This is a genomic window from Peribacillus sp. TH27 (assembly GCF_016650915.1).
GTDB classification, from domain to species: Bacteria; Bacillota; Bacilli; order Bacillales; family DSM-1321; genus Peribacillus; species Peribacillus butanolivorans.
Genome location: NZ_JAEKEV010000001.1, coordinates 286,807 through 305,811 on the forward strand (window position 1 = coordinate 286,807; position 19,005 = coordinate 305,811).

A 19,005-nucleotide genomic window follows, 5' to 3' on the forward strand; every position below is an offset into this window, starting at 1 on the left:
GAATTTCTATGTTTTATTTTGTTCAAGAATTTTTGTCACGGAAAATGCGCCAAAGTTTGAAGAAGTGACGTCTCTTCTTCTCTTCAAACGGTGCTAAACTTAACGATGTAAGCGCAATCATCTAATTCAAATGGAAAAGGGGATGTTTATGAATACATCTAATGGAATAAAACTTTCATTTTTAGACAAAATTGGTATTCCGAAGACGCTCGTTTGGGGGTATTTTGGAATTCTAATTTTCATGATGGGAGATGGATTGGAAATAGCTTGGCTGAGTACATATTTGCAAGAACGAGGAATGAGCGTTGAACAAACGGCTTCTCTTTATACGGCCTATGGAGTCACAGTTACAATTGCTTCCTTTTTATCAGGGGTGCTCGCTGAAGCGTTTGGTCCGAGAAGAATAATGTTTACGGGAATAATTACTTATATAATCGGGACTAGTTCGTTTATTGCTTTCGGCGTTAACGAGCTTAATTATGGCACGATGTTACTGACTTATGCACTCCGAGGATTCGGTTATCCACTATTCGCATACAGCTTCATGGTATGGATCAATTATCGGAGTCCTAAAAATAAGCTGGGAGCAGCAGTTGGATGGTTTTGGTTTGTTTTTACAGGTGGTTTAAATGTGCTGGGAGCCTATTACTCTATATGGGCCATTGAACATTTCGGCCAGATCGGTACTCTTTGGACATCAATTCTCTGGGTATGTGTCGGAGCTTTTTTTGCCATTATTATGAACCGAGACAAGCTAGAGCTTAAAAGCAGCAATATGAATACCGGTGCGAAATTAAAAGAATTAACAAAAGGTTTTACGATTTTAAAAAGGGAACCAAAAGTTGCGTTAGGCGGGATTGTTCGAACCATTAATACTACTTCTCAATTTGCTTTTCCAATCTTTTTGCCTATTCATATGGCGAATTACGGGATTTCGATCAATACATGGCTGACTATGTGGGGCGTTATTTTTGCCAGTAATATCATATTTAATGTGATATTTGGAATAGTCGGTGATAAATTAGGATGGCGTAATACAGTCATTTGGTTTGGAGGAGTTACTGCCGGAATCTCTACACTACTGTTATTTTATATACCAATATGGACCAATGGAAACCTTATACTCGTTTTTCTTGCAGGAATGTTCTGGGGTGCTTCGCTTGCAGGGTATGTACCATTATCTGCTTTGGTACCATCTCTTGTAAAAGAAGACAAGGGAGCAGCTGTTTCTGTATTGAACTTAGGGGCAGGACTCCCCGTATTTATCGGCCCTGCTCTTGTAGGATTGTTTTATGAGCCGATTGGCGCAAGCGGTTTAATCTGGATGCTTGCAATTCTATATTTTATTAGTGCTATATTGACAGTCTTTATCAAATTGCCCACAGAAGCAAAAGCAAAAGAAGAAACACAAAAGATAGCGATGAATTCATAGAAAAAGCTGTCTGAATTCTTATTCGGACAGCTTTCTCTATGTGAGGGTTTATTCAGATTGGTTTCTGTTTTTAATTAATAGAACAATATCATCGTATTCTAGTAAATTAGATAAGGAGTTCAATCCAACTGTAGGTACAGATTGATGCTTGTGATTCATTCTTTTTTTTAGTTGCTCCTGAATAACAACTAAATCTGTATAGGACGGAATATCATCGATAGATCGGTGATCAATTTGAATATTTGTTAATCCAGCTTCCTTCACTTTCCGTCGTAGAATAGCCGCTCCCATCGCACTCGAAGCCATTCCTCCGTCACAGGAAATAGTAACGTGATGAATGGGAGAAAGAGAAGAGGGTTGTTCGTCCCGAAATACGATACTTGGCCGTTCATTTTTTTCAGAGAGTGGAAGAGGGAAAGGTTCCATTGATGTTTCAGAACGTTGGGCATCAGATCGAACAAGAATAAAATGAGCAACAATATAGGATACAAACGCCGATAACCCAATTCCCAATAAAATAAATAAAGCATCATCCTGCGGAGCAAGAAACAAGATCAATAATATGCTCGCAGGAGAAGCCGTGGAAACAAGTCCAACATTAAAAAGTTGGAATAAGGTAATGCCTGTAAATCCGCCAGCAATTACTGCTAAAAATAATGTAGGCTTCATTAAAATATATGGAAAATATACTTCGTGAATTCCTCCAAAAATCTGAATCCCAGCTGTCCCACGGAGTGCCGGTTCTTCTTCCTTTCTTGCCGTCACCAAATAGGCCAACAGAACACCAAAGCCTGGTCCAGGATTGGCTTCTACAAGAAAGATGACACTTTTCCCGAGTTCGCGTGTTTGTTGAATACCAAATGGCGCGACGATTCCATGGTTAATGAGATTATTTAAAAACATGACTTTGGCAGGCTCAATGATAAACGATAAAAAAGGAAGCCATACTGATTCGACTAACATAATTAACCCATTATTTATTTGTTTGAGTATATCGTTCATTAGAGGGCCTATCATGAAATAGCCAGCTAACAGTAAACTAATCCCAAGCACTGCATCTATAAGATTGGAAATCAGAAGTTCACTACCGATCGGAATATAGTCCTGTGTCCGCCGTTCTATCCATGCTGATAGCCAGCCGATTAGCGGACTGAATAAAATAGCTCCAATAGTCATCGGCATATCCGATGTCATAATCAAACCAATCATGGCAACATTCGCGACAATACCTCCGCTATGGCCGCCAAACAACTTTCCTCCAGTGTAAGCAAGCATAAGTGGTAATACATATCGATAAATAGGATCGATAAATTGACTGATTACAGTGTCAGGTTTCCATCCATTTGGTCCAAATAAAATATTTAAAATACCTACAGCTATCATAATTGAGATATTTTGAAAAACAATGGAGCTATATATGCGTCCTATGCGATTCATCTAAGTTTTCCTCTTGCATAATTAAGAATTTTTTCTTGATAAGCTTGCTGCAATTGGTCACGCACGGCGAAAAGTGCCTGTTCTTTGTTGCCGGAAGAAATGGCTTCTGCCAGCACATTATCAAGAAGCCCGCTTATCAATTCCCCTAAAAGTGGAAAATGCTCACGCGGTGCATCAGGCGGTCCCGCCAGTAGTAATACTGTATTGACGGATTGCTTTTGTCCATTTTCAGAATGCCACGGTATTGCTTCTTTCAGCGATATAATGTTAGCAAAAAGAGTCCGAACAGCAGATGTACGGCTATGTAAAATACCAATGGAGCCAATTACAAAACTGCCTTTCCGCTCTCTTTCTTTAAATGCTTCAATCAGCTCTTCGGATGAAATGACAGCATGGGATTGTGATACAATCGCATTAAGCCATGTAAACTTCTCTTTTGTAGGAATGGCTTCCATCCAATCGAGGCTTCTCATCAGTTGAGCAAACGCTTCCCCATAATAAGCGACCTCTATAAGCGCTGAATCTTCTGAAAAATGATCGGATGCGAACAGTATCTGATCGGTGCTTTGTTGTTTTTTTAATATGCTTTTTATTTTTTGCAAATCATTTTCTGTTAAAATGGGGGATACTACGATAAGACGCTCTTCTGTAATGGCAGATATCTGAATCGTAGATACAATTGCATCCACTTGCCAGTTGTTTTCGAGCCATTTAGGCAATTCATTAATGGATATCACTCCTGAAACGTAAATTCCTGGAATTTCTTGCTTTAACCGGGACGCAATTAATCGGGATGTGCCAAATCCACTGGCACAAACTATAACTACGCGTCCTTTTATATTTTGTTGATTTACTAATGCTGCTCCCACATGTATTGCCATATAGGCAATTTCAGAAGGAGGTATGGTAACACCAAGATAATCTGACAATGATTCAGCACTTTTCCGGCTCGCTTCATAGACATCGGGATAATCTCTTTGAATTTGAGAAAATAGCGGGTTATGGATAGGCAGTCCATTGCGTATTCTGTTTAATGCAGGATAAAAATGCTTAAGTAATCCTTCACTCAGCATGGGATCTGTCAATGGTTGATTCAGTTCTTTTTTCACGCCTTCGATAAAAATCCTAACCAAATGGGTAGTTTCTTCTTCTTGAAGCTGTTCTATAGGCAAATCAGGTTGTACCCCATATAAGTGAAGAATCAAATAGTTTATTTCCTCTTCCGGAAGTTCAATATCCAGTAATTCTCTTAATCTTGCTGCTATATAAAAAGCGGAAGGGTACAATTTCATTAGTTTCGAGTCCAGGTTTAGATGTCCATGTTTTTTATCTTTGTGGCGCTCAGCAGCAAGAGCTAAATGAAGAGAAACGCTGATCCGATCACGCTCGTTTAAAAACAGCGAAGGATTTTGTTCAGCTGCCTCAGTTAGCACTTTCTCGACTGCATAAAGAATATCCAAATCTAGCAGGTCTAAATACATGGATGGGATATACTTTTCTATCCGCCAATCTTCTTTTTTTCCTAGTTTCAATAAATCAAACACTGCCAGCCAATTCTCTGGCAGTGTTGAATTATTTACAACCGTAGTAATGGCAGCTCGTAAATCTTTGTCTTCTCCTACAATATAAATACCAAGACCAGGTTTTCGAACCAATGTTAAATGAAAATGGTTCAACCATTCTTCAAGTTCATTTAAATCATGGCTGATCGTCGCTTCCGTTACATAGTATTTTTTACTGAACACAAACATTTTAGTTGGTGTCTGATCCCTTAATAAGTCGCAAACGATTCCTATTTGCCTGTCTTTTGGTGAAAAAGAGGTTTGCTGGCGGGCTTTTTCTAGTTCTTCCGTCAGAACATCTTTATTTTCTTGTTCACCAACTAAGCATATGCCACTTCGAAATTGTTTCATGATTTTCAGACCATAAGTCCGTACTATAGGTTTTAACTGTGCTATTTCTCGCTGGCATGTTCTTAAACTAATGTCCAGCTCCTCAGCAATATCTTTTGGCATAATCGGAAAGTCGCTTTCAAGTAGACGGTCAATTATCATCTTTTGGCGGCTGCTAATAAATATTTTTGCTTTCTCTGCCAACTTTTTCACCTTCATTTCTCAAGCATTTCTCATCATTTTTTATGTATTAAAACAAAGGGTTTATAGTTTGAGCAATGGTTTGATAGCGGGCAAATTGTTCGTCATACACGTTTTTGTTTTTTGGATTGCAGGCAATCATTTTAGATTGCTGATCAAGCATAGCTAAATCAGAAACTGCCGTCCACTCTCCGTTGCCAAAACCCGCTAGAATAGATGCACCATAAGCTGGGCCTTCACGTTCTTCATGAACATGAAGAGACTGCTGATATACGTCAGCTAGCACTTCTGTCCATAATGGATTTTTAATAGCGCCACCTGTTACAGTCCAATCTTCTACCTCAATCCCTGCTTTTTTCATCATATCAAATACATCTCTTAAACTATAACAAACTCCTTCTATCACAGCGCGAGCCATGTTTTGTCGATGATGTCTATACGTTAATCCAAAAAAGACGCCTTTTGCTTTGGGATTATTTAATGGTGTCCGTTCGCCATTTAAATAGGGGAAGAACAATAATCCTTCAGCGCCAGGTTCTACTTGATCAACACCTTTCAGCAATTCATCAAATGTTTCTTTTTCAAACGTGTCACGCAGCCATCTTAATGACATTCCAGCAGATAATGTTGTACCCATCGCATGCCACATTCCAGGCAGACAATGACAAAACAAGTGCAGTGTGCTTGCTTCATCTCTTGCTACATCAGGAAGTTCATTCAGTGGAACAAAAACGGTTCCTGATGTTCCGATGCTGATACTCCCCTTCATTTCCTTTATAATACCATTTCCTAGGGCTGCTGCTGCATTGTCTCCTGCTCCAGCAATAACTGGAATTCCGATTGGCAGTCCTGTTAACTGAGCCGCTTTTTCAGAAATGGTTCCGATGACTTCCTTACTTTCCGAAACTGGAGGGAACCATTCTTCAAGAAATCCAAGATCTTTGATAATATCCCAAGCCCATTCTCTTTTTTGGACATTTAGCAAACATGTTCCGCTTGCATCGGTTACATCTGCTGAATATTCTCCAGTTAACTCGTATACAATATAATCTTTTGGCATTAAGATCTTCTTAATTTGTGAAAAATGATGAGGTTCATTTCTTTTTAGCCATAAAAGTTTAGGCGCAGTAAAACCAGGTAAAATTGGATTTTGGACAGTTTTAAATAAACAATCAGCCCCGATGATTTCCTCCATTTCACTACACTCTTTTAATGTTCGCCCATCATTCCATAAAATGGACGGTCGAATCGGTTGATTTTGTTCATCTAAAATAACCAGGCTGTGCATTTGGCCGGTGGTACCAACTGCTCGAATTAATGTTGAATCAATTCCTTTTTCCCATAACATGTTTAAGCAGGAAATAACGGACTCCCACCAAAGAGAGGGTGATTGTTCAGCCCACCCTGGCTGTGGACTATCAAATGTATAAGATACTTGAGCGGTAGAAACAACGTGTCCATTATGATCGATCACCAAAGCCTTTGTTCCTTGCGTTCCAATATCAATTCCTAATAATAATGAAGGGTTCATCTTTTTTTATCCTTTCTGCTTTCTAGTAATAAGAGAGAACCCGGCAAGTACCTTTCAGCAGAGTGAAATAAACTGCTTGAATTGGATGGCTGGGTCCTGGGTAGATGCTATTTATCGATTTTTACTTGTACTTTAAATTGACTACTATTGCGCGGTCCTTGTAAGTAATCAACTGTTTCTTCAAGAGACAGCTGATCAGAAATGAGTGGTTTTAATAGAATACGTCCTTCTTTCACCCAATTGAAAGCAGGAATGAATGTATAGTTAATGGCCATAGAACCTAATACAGTCCAGTCATTATTGTATAGTTTAAATGGATCAAGAGTTACTTTTGCATTTTGTGCTGTCACACCAAACTGAAGATACTTACCTGTTTTTCCGATGTAGTTAAATGCACTTTCTATAACAGAGGGAATTCCAGTAGCGTCTACAACAACATCAAATCCATGCGGGTATATTTCATTGCTAAGGTTCTTTTCAATTTCTTGGCTGAGTACACCTTTTGTAGCTCCCCACTCCAACGCCATATCTAATTTTGCCTGATCAAGATCGACAACAACAAGTTCAGAAGCACCGGCCATTTTTAAAGATTGAATCAACTGTTGTCCCATTGCGCCTGCTCCAAATAATAGAACGCGGTCTCCTACTTGTAAATCAAGACGGTTCATAGCATGCACGACACAGGCCATTGGCTCAATGAATGCAGCTTCTTCAAAAGAAAGGGAATCGGGAATTTTTACTACATTTCGTGCTAGGACTTTTACATATTCTGCCATGCTACCATCAGTTGTATTTCCAAGAGCCCCCCAATTTTCACATTGGTTACCGCGGTGTGTTAAACAATATTCACATTCGCCGCAAAACAAAGATGGGTCAGCTGTTACTCTGTCTCCTATATTAAATCCTCTTACGTTTTCTCCGATCTCATGAATAACACCGGAAAACTCATGTCCTGGAATAATGGGATAGGGAGACAAAAATTCTCCTTTGTAAATATGTATATCGGTGCCACATATACCGGTATGCTTTACTTTGATTGTTACTTCTCCTGACTGCGGTGCAGGATAAGGAACTTCTTTTACGACTGCTTTATAGGGTTCTTCAATCACTAGTGCTCTCATTTTCTCTCCTCCTATTATCTTTCAAAACAATTTAGAAATAAATAATGAAGGATTCTGATATGAATCCGTTTTCATACTATTATTTTAGCAATCATCTTCATCTCATTGCACTAGAAGATTCCATAAGTTTGTCACTTATAAACGGACAGATTTTATACAGTGTATTTGCAAAAGTATTATCATCTACAGGTGTCCTCATAGTCCCCTTAATCAAAGATTTAGTGGTTCCGTAGTACAATTTCTTCAACAAGTTCTCGCTAACCTTCTAACTCAAAGACTTCATACACAGAAAGACTTCATCCATCGATGTATATAAACATGCTTAAACAATAAAAACGGAAGACATTACCTTGAGGCCTAATGGTTTTTTAGCATTCGTACTTAGTTACATATTGTTCGTAAAATTAAGGAATATATGAAATGAAAAAGCATTTGGAATTGTCAATTTCAAATGTTTTCTTCGTGCGCCCGGCATGGGTGCAATCTAAAGGGTGTGAGTCCCGAACCATGAAGGCAGTAGTAATGGTTAGCTTAATGCAAGGGTGTCCATGGTGACATGGAATCTGAAGGAAGCAAGCGGCAAACCTCCGGTCTGAGGAACACGAACTTCATATAAGGCTAGGTATCATTGGATGAGTTTGCGAAACAAAACAAAGTCCTTGGACCCCTATCTCTAATTCTTAATCTTCTAGAACTAACGGGTGCGTTAGCTGAAGATCGGATCTGTCTTAAGGCAGCCTGTTCTTCTTTAACTAACAGGTGTTATTGTTTAATGAAAAATCTACTAATCTAGTATAATAGTTCTTCTTTTGTCTATACTGTCTATTAATATGGTATAGATTGGAGAGAATCGGGTATGATCTTAACTGATGTATGATGTATGGGGTTTATATAAGGCAGATAAGCAAATTCAAGGTTATTCTCCACAAACATTAAAGGCCTATTACGTCCAATTTAACTTGTTGGTGAATAGTTTTGGAAATATATCCATTCAAGACCTTTCAACTAATTCTCTTAAAGTTTATCTGGGAAAAGCAGCTGAAAAGCTTAAGCCATCCAGTCTGGGTCACAGAATTCGATTTATTAAATCTTTATTTAGATGGGCCCAGGATGAAAATTTAATTAATGGAAATCCTGCTTCCAAAATCAAGGAACCAAAATTAGAATTAAGGGTTCCAAAATACTTGTCTGAAGAGGAAATTGAACATTTGCGGGAAGCTTGTCATACAACATTCGAAAATGCTTTATTTGAGTTTATGTATTCAACAGGATGCAGAATTGGTGAAGCAATAACTCTAGATAGGGCCTCAATCAATTTCTCTAATCAATCAGCAATCGTATTAGGTAAAGGACAAAAAGAACGAGAAGTATATTTCAATACTCGCTGTGAAATATGGTTGAAGCGATATTTAAATGAGCGAAAAGATCATGAGGAAGCACTATTTGTGACAACACGTGCACCCCATCGAATGAGTATTTCTCAAGCGAGAAACATTATAAAACTGGTAGCAAAGCGAACGGACATTAAAAAGAGCATTCATCCCCACCAGCTTAGACATAGTTACGCCACAAATTTATTGAATAATGGAGCGCCTCTAGAAGTGATTCAAAATTTAATGGGTCATGAAAAAAGTGAAACCACAAAAATTTATGCATATCTAAGTGGTGCAATGCGGAGAGACTTGTATAGAAAGTACTTTTAAGGGACCAAGGGTCCTTTTTATTTTGTTCTTAATAAACTATAGGGGGCAGTTTAGCTCAATAAGAAATGATATAGTATTTATAAATTTTGTTACATAAGAATATGTTTAAAAGTGATTATAAGAGGAGAGAGGAGCAATTAATAAACATGCATTTATCAAATTCACAACGATTAGCTATTGAATATATTGAAAATTATGCAAAAAATCATAAAAATGAAGCTAAATTAAATATTAATCATGTGTTAGAAATGTCAAACATATCAACAGATACATTTGAAAAAGCAGTTAATGCAATTAAAGTTTACGCAAGAATTGGTTTGCATTTTCATCCAGATAGACCCGATTCCAATATGACAAGCGTTGCCGAATCATTATTAATGCAAGGGGTTTATAAAAATCAATTCGAAACGCTTATCACAAATGGAAGTGTATCTGCTCTTCCAGGTGGTGAACGAGACCTTTGGGAGAAAAGAATGTTTGGAGGAACATACCAACTTGAGGGTACAACAAATAAAGAACGTCCCAAATATGGTGCACTTAATTTGATGTTACATTCAGATGGACCAGCCCCTCGCTTTGGTTCATGCTATCTCCTACTTTATCCAGAAGCCTCATGTCGTTCTACATTTACATATTTAGATTCTCACCAAGATTTAAAGGAAAAGGGGACCTATAAAGAATTTGATTTAATTTTAGCAATACTTTTGGAAGAGTCATTCTCAAGAGAATATGTACTTGGAGAAAGTGAACTACGACCTCCAAAACTAATCAATCATTTATTAACTAATCTTCCTAAATCAGAAATATACCTCAACAACAAGAAACCTAATCGAAATCTTAATCACTACATAGAAGCTCAAATTCATGGAGATATATCACTTAAAGATGACGTTGAAGTTCTTGTTGCAGACAGTTCTTTTAGAGGAACTGATATTGGGAAAGCCCTAGAACAAATATGCCTAAAGTATTCAATTAGATTATATTGGCGAAGGGGTTTTAAACTTAAAGTACAGGATATTCCTTCTGATTTTAGAGGACCAACAATGCCTTTTTTAGCAAAACGTATTGCACAAAGCGATTATATTGATGCAAGAATAATTGGCTCTGCCGTAAAAGACTTATACTTTAATCCTGATAATTGGTCTGATTATGGAACTGTTAAAGATATGCTTCAGGAATTAAAGCTATTGTGGCATGTACTGGTGAGATATGGTTAATGATATTCAGACATGAAAGTATAAATTGTGAAACAATACACTTAAACTATCGGGTGCGTTAGCTGAAGATCGGAGCTGTCTCTAAGGCAGCTTTTTCTTATGGAACTATCGGGGCAGGTTACTTTAATAAGGGAGTCAGTCTATCAGTTGGTTAGACTGACTATAAATGAAAAATATTGGTAGAATTAAAAAAGGGAACGGAGGTTAAAATCTCATATAGTGAAAAAAACAGTAGTTATTTAATATGAGGGGGTGAAATCATTATTTTCATCCCTCATATACTATTGAATCTAGATAAGGAGTATTCTAATTGAAAAAATATAATGTTATATTTGGTATCTTCTTATTGTCGTTACTTGCAATTTCTCTTTTATATTTCAAATTTAATTTTAGTTATTCTACGGAAACTGATTCAAATTCCAGTGAGAAAATCGGTTATTTAGAGAATAATGCTCTAGCTGTAGCTGCATTTAAAGATACTGGAGAACCTATTTTAGATAATGAATTCTTACATAAAAACGAAGAATCTATTGCTAGTTTAGAGTTGTTTTTGGGTCATATTATGAACGAAGAGACAACTTATGGAATTATAGTGATGCAGGACTATATTCAAAGTAAATTTAGTTGTAACGGTGTTAAAACTAAGGATTTATGCAGAATAAAAGCAAAATCTAATACGGAAATTACTATACCATTATCACTTAAAGTAAATCCTAATACTAGAGAGTTAATAATATTAATTGTTAAAGAACCGGATTCCATGGTTAAAGAAATGGATATTGAGCAGTTATTTTATTATGAACAAGCTTATGCCAAAAGATATATTATCGAAGGATCAGATATAAAGGGTATCACTTTCAATTATAAAGATCCAGATTACATATACGATTCAGAAGGTGATCAAAACTCAATATTTTTTAGCAGAAAACAAATTGACAGACAATTAATTAGTAATATAGATTCAAACCAAAAAACATATCTACATATGGGTAGCACTTTTGTAGATAAAGGAGTTAAATATAAAGTTGTTGCTTTTGAAAACTGGAATCAAGCTAAAATAAATAATGAAACTACACTCGATGTCAAAACGCAACCAAAACGCACATATGTATATGAGGTAACCACTTCTACTGTAAATATGGATACTAATTTACAACTATTTGCCTTTCCTGACCCTTTTGAAACAATAAACAATGATAACCTATATAAGGTTCATCAAACAACAAGAACTGTAATAGAACCCAAAATTAGGTAATTAATCTTAGGTAACTTTTGAAGTCTTCTCCTTCAGAATGGGGTAGCACCAACTTTTTATCATATTTCCCACGTTAAGGCTGAAACCCTTGGTAAATAAAGAGTTTCCCTTAAATGTTCGTTTTAGGGAAGTTGAATATTAACCACTTGATGATGATAAATAAGGTAATTTTCGTTCCCTTAATCCTTCCCTATATATTTCCCTCTTCCAAAGGCTTTTGGTTATAGGGAATAGCCTTAAAGTAAGAAAACACACTATTTATCTACCAAAAAATGTCTTAATGTGGGTTTTACGTCAAAATGTTGTCTGTACCCGGGTAGCATCAGGAAAATGCGTATTTACAACGATAAGCATTCTGATACAAGTCATATGGACATTATGAACTCTATTTTGTAGGTGATTGGATTGTGTCTAAAAAGGCTCTACACTATTGAGATTGTGAAAGAATGTACTTAAACTAAAGGGGCAGGATAGTTCCATAAGGAATACTGTTAAGTGACATTAAAGTTGTTTAAATACGTCAGTCATGTTATCCCATTAAAGGGCCATTTAATTGAATAAACTTTTGAATTACGATGCAGTTTGTTGAAGTGATATAATTAAATAAAATTAAACGTTAATACCGAAATATAATGAAATAAAGAATAAGGAAAAGGGGGATTGAAAATGGATGTAAGATACCCAATTGGGAAACTACAAGTTCCTGAAAAAGTAACATTAGAAAATATTCAAGAATGGCTAAAGGAAATCGAAACTTACACGATTCGATTAAGAGAAACTGTCGACTTATTAAGTGATGAGGAATTAAGCAGAACTTATCGTGAAGGTAGTTGGACAGTTCGTCAACTTGTTCATCACATTGCAGATTCTCAGTTGAACATGTATCAACGTTTGAAGCTGGCTTTAACAGATGAGAATCCAACAGTACCAGCTTTTGATGAAGAAAAGTGGGCTATTCAACCGGATACAAAGCTTCCTGTAGAAAGTTCTATTAAAATGTTAGAAGGTATAAATGAGCGCATCTTATCTTTAGGACATAGTTTAACTGAAGAGCAATTAGATCGAGCTTTTACTCACCAGATAAACGGTATAATAACAGTTGCAACAAAAGTTGCAAAATTAGCTTGGCACGAAGAGCATCATTTAGCCCATATAAAAATCGCATTATCAAAATAATACAATATGTATAAAAGTGGCTTATCGAACCTCGATAAGCCATTTTTAAAATTAAAATAAGGAATAATTACAGAAGTTTGATTCAACTAAAGGGCGCGATTCTTTAATAAGAATCGCTTTTCTTAAAGAACTAACGGGTGCGTTAGCGCCATAAGAAGGCCGCCAATTGGCGGCCTTTTGAACGTATGATTCTTAGCATTATCATACATTCAAATTCAAGTGGAAAAGTATGATACAATCAAGGCTTTTGAATGTTATGATTAAGAAAATCTGGTGGCAGATGTTATGGCATAGAAGGAATTAATTGCAGAGTCTATGAAAAAAAAATGAGGTGAAGAAAAATGGTTGCAAAAACAGAAGAAGATTTTAATGGTTTGAAGGAAATTGGCAAAATTGTTGCCTCCATTAGAGATGAATTGGTACAAAGAACAATTCCTGGCATAACGACCAAAGAACTTGACGATATAGCCGGAGAGCTTTTAGAGAAAGCAGGTGCAGTTTCAGCCCCAAAAGGTGAATATGATTTTCCTGGCTATACTTGCATTAGTGTTAATGAAGAAGTGGCACATGGCATTCCGGGTCCTCGGGTTATTCATGAAGGAGATTTAGTAAATATAGATGTTTCTGGTTCCAAAAACGGTTATTTCGCAGATACAGGAATCTCGTTTGTAGTAGGCGAAGGAGAAGCAGTATTAACCAAAATATGCGACGTTGCTAAAAAGGCATTTGAAGCAGGTCTTAAGAAAGCAAAACCCGGTTCCAAAAAAAGTAGAATCGGAAAAGCAGTATTCGAAACAGCGAGACAGCATGGATTCACTGTTATCAAAAACCTTACAGGACATGGTGTTGGACGTAGAATACACGAAGCACCTGACCATATTTGTAATTATTATGATCCATGGGATAATGAAATATTAAAGGAAGGGATGGTTATCGCATTCGAACCATTTATCTCAACCTTTGAAGAAGAAGCATTACAAAAAGAAGACGGTTGGACCTATGCCACAGAAAAAAGCTATGTAGCTCAATTGGAACATACGATTATCCTTACTAAAAATGGTCCAATTATTGTCACACTTTAATTCAAACATACGCGAAAAAGAAAAATATATGGAGTTCGCTTACTAACGGATGCGTTAGCGCCATAAGAAGGCCGCCAATTGGCGGCCTTTTGAATGTGCGATTCTTTATATTATCATACATACAAATTAGAGAAAAAAATACCCTTGTTCAACTATCGGGGCAGGTTAGTTCAATAGTATTCGAAATGGTAGAATATTTTTAAACGATTATGCGGAGGTATAAAATGTTATTTTTAAAAGAACACCCCCATTTTATTTTTCGTATTGGAGAACAACCTCAGTTTGTAGATGATTTATCCGACGTAGATGACTCTTCTACCGAATTGTTAATCCAAGGGAAAACAAAGAATATGGAAAAGCTAAAATCTTTTTCGAAATTGATCAAACTGTGGATTTACACAGTAAACCAAAATGAATTCAATACTATATTGAGTCTAGTCAATCCGAAAATGCTGCATATATATGAAATGAGAGTAGAAGATTTATCTATAATCGGCTCACTTAAAGATGTTGAGGTAGTGTCGCTTGACTGGAATTTAAAAGCAACTTGTTTATGGGATTTATCTAATAATTCTTCTTTAAAATCTTTGTCTATAAAAGACTTTTCAAAGTTAAATGACATAAGCCATTTACAAAACAGCACAAGTTTAGAACTGTTAGATTTGTCAGGTGGAGAGTCGAAGGACTTAAAATTAAATAATCTTCAGCCTCTAAAGTATCTTAGAAATTTAAAATATCTAGGTTTATCAAATATTAAGGTTCAAGACGAGTCGCTAGAACCCATTTGTGAATTAAAAGAGCTTCAGGAGTTAGAAATCTCTAACCAATTTCCTACGGAAGAATACGCGAAGTTGTCTGTAGCTATTCCTAATACTAAGTGCGATAAATTTAAACCATATGTATATCTTTCAAGCCCTATCGAGGAAGAGGATGTAATGGTTGTAGGTAAGCGAAAACCTTTTTTAAATTCTAAAGTTAATTTGCAAAGGTTACAAAAATACGAAGAGCAATTCAAGGCTTTCCAAAGAAAGTATAAAGGTTAACCTGTTTAGTATCTATAGCTGTTCTATTCTTCAACTAACGGGTGCTTTAGTTCAATAACAGGGGTTGCTGAGGCAGCCTTTTTCTTATGGCACTAAAGGGGCAGTTTAGTTGAATATGAAGGAGTAGAAAGTTACTTTAAACAGATATACAAAAGTGAAACTATAAATTCCATAACTATATTGAATGTTGCTATGATCGGAAATGAACATATCAAATCTCGCTTTGGAAAGGTTATAATGATAACTTTTGAAACTTTTATAATTGAATTAACGTAAATATAGTAATTATTTATTGTAGGGAAGGGATTATTATTTTAATTTATTATTTTTTATTTGGTTTAGGTGTGTTTTTAGTTATATTCACAGTGATATTTTTTATTCATATGTATATAGAGAGAGAAATTGAGTTTTGGCAGACTATTAAAATGCTGGGCGGTTTTCTAGTGGGACTCCTGCTTTTATGGATGACCATTCCAAGTCTAAAAGATGTAATAACGAAAGACTTTGATGTTGTTAATGGAAAATGTACGATAGAAATATCTTCATCTGGTCGTTCTTCTGATTCGACTTTCAATATGTTTAATACAGACGAACAATTTAGTTTCATGGAGATTCCTGACCTTGATGCTTATGGCAAATCAATTCCTTATTACTGTGAGATTACGGTGACCAAAGACCGTATGTGGGAAATGGATTATAAAATTTACGATTTAAAGACAGGAAAGCTTATGGATTCACACACAGGTGAGTAGCTTACTTTGAAAAAAATAATAAGAATAATTATACATACGCAGCTGAGAAACCAATCCCAAATCAAAGTTTGTTGATACAACAAAACACTTAAAACGTTGTCATATCAATGTTTTAAGTGTTTTTCTTTATTCTATTCCTATACAGCTTTTTATCACAATCGTTTGAACCTAGATATAACAAGGCTTTCAACGATGTTCAAAAAAACTGCACTGGCACACGTTCTGCAAAAAAAATTGCATACGCAACTCTTTTTTCTTATTGAACTAACGGGGCAGGATAGTTTAGTAATCCATTGGGTTAATTGGTAAAATGCTATTAAAGATTGGAGGTAATTATTTTATGGAATTTATTACATTGGAAGAGAATATTGAAAAAATGAAAAAAATATACAAAATGTCAGATGACGTAATAAATAAGATTTTCTATACTAAACACAAAATGTATCACACTGATCCAATAGAAATGAGTGCCTTTTTAACAGCTATTGATATTGTTGATGAAGAACAAAGATTGTGTGATATTATAGAAGCCTTGCATAGAGACATAGGATTAAGTTATGACACGTTGGCTGCATATTGTGAAATGACTACGGAAGAGTTGGAAGAATTCTTGAGAAATCAAGAATCCTTAACCGATAAGAAAAAGTTTATAATAGCTGTTAGAATAATGTTTCTACATCATGTTTTGAAAGAAAAATATCCGACTGAGGGTACTGTCGATGAGTAAACATCGCTGTTCGTATAGGAGAAGTTCTTAATGAACTAACGGGTGCGTTAGTTGAATAAGAATAACTAAAAAAGTCGATTCCTTGAGATGGAAATCGGCTTTTTTAATAGGTGACATTTCCTTAGCGTTGTAAATCCGCATTTTCCTGACGCTACCCCGTAGTGTATGATTTGAAAACAAGTTACTTTAGTTATGAAAGGGACAGGAGAATGTGAATGTTTTCAGAAAAACAATTAAAAGACTTAATTTCAGGGAACATAGTTGGTAACAGTTTCCCTTATGATACAGATAATGAACAAGAAATTGAAGCTCATATACGACGATTATATTATCGAATTAATCGTATTCCAAATTTAAAATGTGAAGCTGAGTGGAATCATTTTGGAAGTGGCTATGCCTCTTTTGTTGAATTTTTTTGCTATCTCAAAGAAGATGTTACAGTCGTTGAAGAAAAGTACGGTCGTCGAGAGGAAAAGACGGAAGGTATTATTATTGACGTTTGTCGGTTAGCACCTGTAGCTATAATGGGTGAAGATGATAGATATAAAACGATTTGTATCGAAACAAATGAAGAAGTTGGTGGGGCTTATGGTTCCTTACTTGATGGTCCAAAACGATTGCATTTAAGCAAGAAATTTCAATCAATTGCAGAAAAATGGAAACAAGCGTTAAAAGAATTTGATTATGACATTTTGGAAGCAGAAAAAATTAATAAACCTTTATCCTTTGAAACGAAAATTCCAACGATTTATCGAGAACCAGGAGAATATTTAATTATGGATGCGATTTTTTATTGGGAGGATTAAATTTAATTAAATAAAAAAATCCTATAAAGTTCAAAATTGGGTAGATTCGTTGCTAATTGAAATGGTTTGTGTAAAATTGCACTTAAACTATAGGGTGCGTTAGCTGAAGATCAGAGCTGTCTTTAAGGCGGCTCTTTCTTTATGCAACTATAGGGGCAGGTTAGTTCAACAAGATGTATATAATACATTCTATATAAATGAAAACTAATGGAGGCAATATTTCAAATGAAAAAAACTCAAGTAAGGGTGTATTTCAGTTTATTTGGTGATGAATTTCCAATAGATGAAGTAACGGATAGGTTAGGAATAACACCTACTCTTACCTACAAAAAAGGTGAACTCATTAATCGAAGCAATGATTATACCCGCGACTTCCCTTTGTATCGAAAAGAAACAGTTTGGGACTTAGATACTAACTATCAAGACTCCTATGATGTGAAGGAACAAATGGACCAGATTTTGATACCTTTAAAAAATAAAACAGTTATAATAAATCAGTTAAAAGTGGACTATAAACTGGAATGTAAAATCTCCATCGTAATTATTATGGAAAATGGAGATACACCTGGTTTGTATCTTGATAACGAACAGATTGAATTTGCAAATAGTGTAAAAGCTGAATTTGATATTGATTTGTATGCAAACCCTTATGAAGATGATATTAACGATTAAATAGAACAAATTTTCTTTAAGTAACGGGTGCTTTATTTGAAGATAGGAGCTGTCTTTAAGGCTGACTTTTTCTTTATGCAACTATCGGGGCAGTTTAGTGAAATAAATTGGTCCTGCTATATGAAAAAATTGGTATTATAAAAATAAATAAAACAAATTGGAGAAAACTAACTATGTTAACAGCTTTATATCCTAGCATAATAATCAGTTCAATATCATTAATAATTTTATTATTTCAACTTGTGAAAAGGCGTATCTCTGGACTTAATTTTGTATATCTATTATTTTTTACGATTTATATAAGCGAACTTTATTAGTGTAACTATATTTCCATTTCCAGTTCAGAAATTTTTAATTGAAACAATGATAGAGGATAATCTGGGATTAAAAAATAATTTTATTCCATTTAAAATCTTTAATGATGCAAAGAACATGGATTCTTTAAGCTTTGGTTTAAGTATTATTTTAAAGCAAGTAGTTGGTAATACTATTCTATTTCTTCCTATGGGATTTGTTTTACCAATAATTTTTTCAAATATGCAAACAAAAAAGATTATATTCATTGGCTTTTTAACAAGTTTATCAATTGAAATTTTTCAAGGTCTAGCTGGTTTATGGATTGGGTACAACTATCGTGCTGCCGATATTGATGATTTAATTTTTAACATGTTAGGTACTGCATTCGGCTTCTTAATATGGAAATTGCTTTATAAGGTTTTTAAAAATAATAACTTAATAGTAACTTCAAATATTAAAAATATTTAAAACATATTTTATTTTGTAATTTCAAACTTATATCTTAATGAACTAACAGGTGCGTTAGCTGAAGATCGGAGCTGTCTTTAAGGCGACTTTTTCTTATGGAACTAAAGGGGCAGTTTAGTTGCATAAGCTCCCTTTTGAAAAAGGATATTTTTCATCCCTAAGAGAATTTAGATTTAATGGATTTTTTATATAG

The 19,005-nt window shown here is 35.3% G+C and carries 16 protein-coding genes; 12 read left to right on the forward strand and 4 right to left on the reverse strand.

Features of this window, described 5'->3' with window-relative positions; genetic code table 11:
• Window positions 1–148 precede the first annotated feature (148 nt).
• Entirely contained in the window at window positions 149–1,432 is a 1,284-nt protein-coding gene (locus JFU24_RS01385) for an MFS transporter (RefSeq protein ID WP_201249335.1), read from the forward strand.
• 48 nt (window positions 1,433–1,480) lie between these two features.
• Here JFU24_RS01385 and JFU24_RS01390 read toward each other — a convergent pair whose 3' ends face one another.
• From JFU24_RS01390 to JFU24_RS01405, 4 genes are all read right to left on the reverse strand, one after another.
• Window positions 1,481–2,869 carry a PTS mannitol transporter subunit IICB gene (locus tag JFU24_RS01390; protein ID WP_201183664.1) on the reverse strand — a complete coding sequence of 463 codons (1,389 nt, stop codon included), beginning with the start codon at window positions 2,867–2,869 and terminating at the stop codon, window positions 1,481–1,483.
• Window positions 2,866–4,965 carry a BglG family transcription antiterminator gene (locus JFU24_RS01395; RefSeq protein ID WP_201183667.1) on the reverse strand — a complete coding sequence of 700 codons (2,100 nt, stop codon included), beginning with the start codon at window positions 4,963–4,965 and terminating at the stop codon, window positions 2,866–2,868. Before JFU24_RS01395 ends, JFU24_RS01390 begins: the two co-directional genes overlap by 4 nt.
• Before the next feature lie 46 nt (window positions 4,966–5,011).
• On the reverse strand, window positions 5,012–6,493 hold the full coding sequence (xylB, locus tag JFU24_RS01400) for a xylulokinase (RefSeq protein ID WP_201183668.1): 1,482 nt from the start codon (window positions 6,491–6,493) through the stop codon (window positions 5,012–5,014).
• 107 nt (window positions 6,494–6,600) lie between these two features.
• A complete protein-coding gene (locus JFU24_RS01405) occupies window positions 6,601–7,614 on the reverse strand; it encodes a zinc-dependent alcohol dehydrogenase family protein (protein ID WP_201183670.1) in 1,014 nt (337 codons plus the stop codon).
• Window positions 7,615–8,483: 869 nt separating this feature from the next.
• Here JFU24_RS01405 and JFU24_RS01410 point away from each other — a divergent pair.
• From JFU24_RS01410 to JFU24_RS01460, 11 genes are all read left to right on the forward strand, one after another.
• Window positions 8,484–9,317 carry a tyrosine-type recombinase/integrase gene (locus JFU24_RS01410; protein ID WP_201249336.1) on the forward strand — a complete coding sequence of 278 codons (834 nt, stop codon included), beginning with the start codon at window positions 8,484–8,486 and terminating at the stop codon, window positions 9,315–9,317.
• Window positions 9,318–9,463: 146 nt separating this feature from the next.
• Window positions 9,464–10,534: a DUF3626 domain-containing protein gene (locus JFU24_RS01415; protein WP_201249337.1), complete on the forward strand. Its 1,071-nt coding sequence runs from the start codon at window positions 9,464–9,466 to the stop codon at window positions 10,532–10,534.
• A 310-nt stretch (window positions 10,535–10,844) separates the two neighbouring features.
• A complete protein-coding gene (locus JFU24_RS01420; protein ID WP_201249338.1) occupies window positions 10,845–11,789 on the forward strand; it encodes a hypothetical protein in 945 nt (314 codons plus the stop codon).
• Between the two features lie 666 nt (window positions 11,790–12,455).
• Window positions 12,456–12,965, forward strand: coding sequence for a YfiT family bacillithiol transferase (locus tag JFU24_RS01425; RefSeq protein ID WP_201249339.1), 510 nt, complete (start codon window positions 12,456–12,458; stop codon window positions 12,963–12,965).
• 341 nt (window positions 12,966–13,306) lie between these two features.
• Window positions 13,307–14,047 carry a type I methionyl aminopeptidase gene (gene map, locus JFU24_RS01430; protein ID WP_201249220.1) on the forward strand — a complete coding sequence of 247 codons (741 nt, stop codon included), beginning with the start codon at window positions 13,307–13,309 and terminating at the stop codon, window positions 14,045–14,047.
• A 224-nt stretch (window positions 14,048–14,271) separates the two neighbouring features.
• Window positions 14,272–15,090 carry a leucine-rich repeat domain-containing protein gene (locus JFU24_RS01435; RefSeq protein ID WP_201249340.1) on the forward strand — a complete coding sequence of 273 codons (819 nt, stop codon included), beginning with the start codon at window positions 14,272–14,274 and terminating at the stop codon, window positions 15,088–15,090.
• A gap of 443 nt (window positions 15,091–15,533) precedes the next feature.
• Entirely contained in the window at window positions 15,534–15,842 is a 309-nt protein-coding gene (locus tag JFU24_RS01440; protein WP_201249341.1) for a hypothetical protein, read from the forward strand.
• Window positions 15,843–16,182: 340 nt separating this feature from the next.
• Window positions 16,183–16,569: an HTH domain-containing protein gene (locus JFU24_RS01445; RefSeq protein WP_201249342.1), complete on the forward strand. Its 387-nt coding sequence runs from the start codon at window positions 16,183–16,185 to the stop codon at window positions 16,567–16,569.
• Window positions 16,570–16,784: 215 nt separating this feature from the next.
• Window positions 16,785–17,375, forward strand: a complete 591-nt coding sequence (locus JFU24_RS01450; protein WP_201249343.1) for a hypothetical protein — start codon at window positions 16,785–16,787, stop codon at window positions 17,373–17,375.
• A 225-nt stretch (window positions 17,376–17,600) separates the two neighbouring features.
• A complete protein-coding gene (locus JFU24_RS01455) occupies window positions 17,601–18,047 on the forward strand; it encodes a DUF4279 domain-containing protein (RefSeq protein ID WP_201249344.1) in 447 nt (148 codons plus the stop codon).
• Window positions 18,048–18,371: 324 nt separating this feature from the next.
• Window positions 18,372–18,812: a VanZ family protein gene (locus tag JFU24_RS01460; protein ID WP_342214654.1), complete on the forward strand. Its 441-nt coding sequence runs from the start codon at window positions 18,372–18,374 to the stop codon at window positions 18,810–18,812.
• Window positions 18,813–19,005 lie beyond the last annotated feature (193 nt).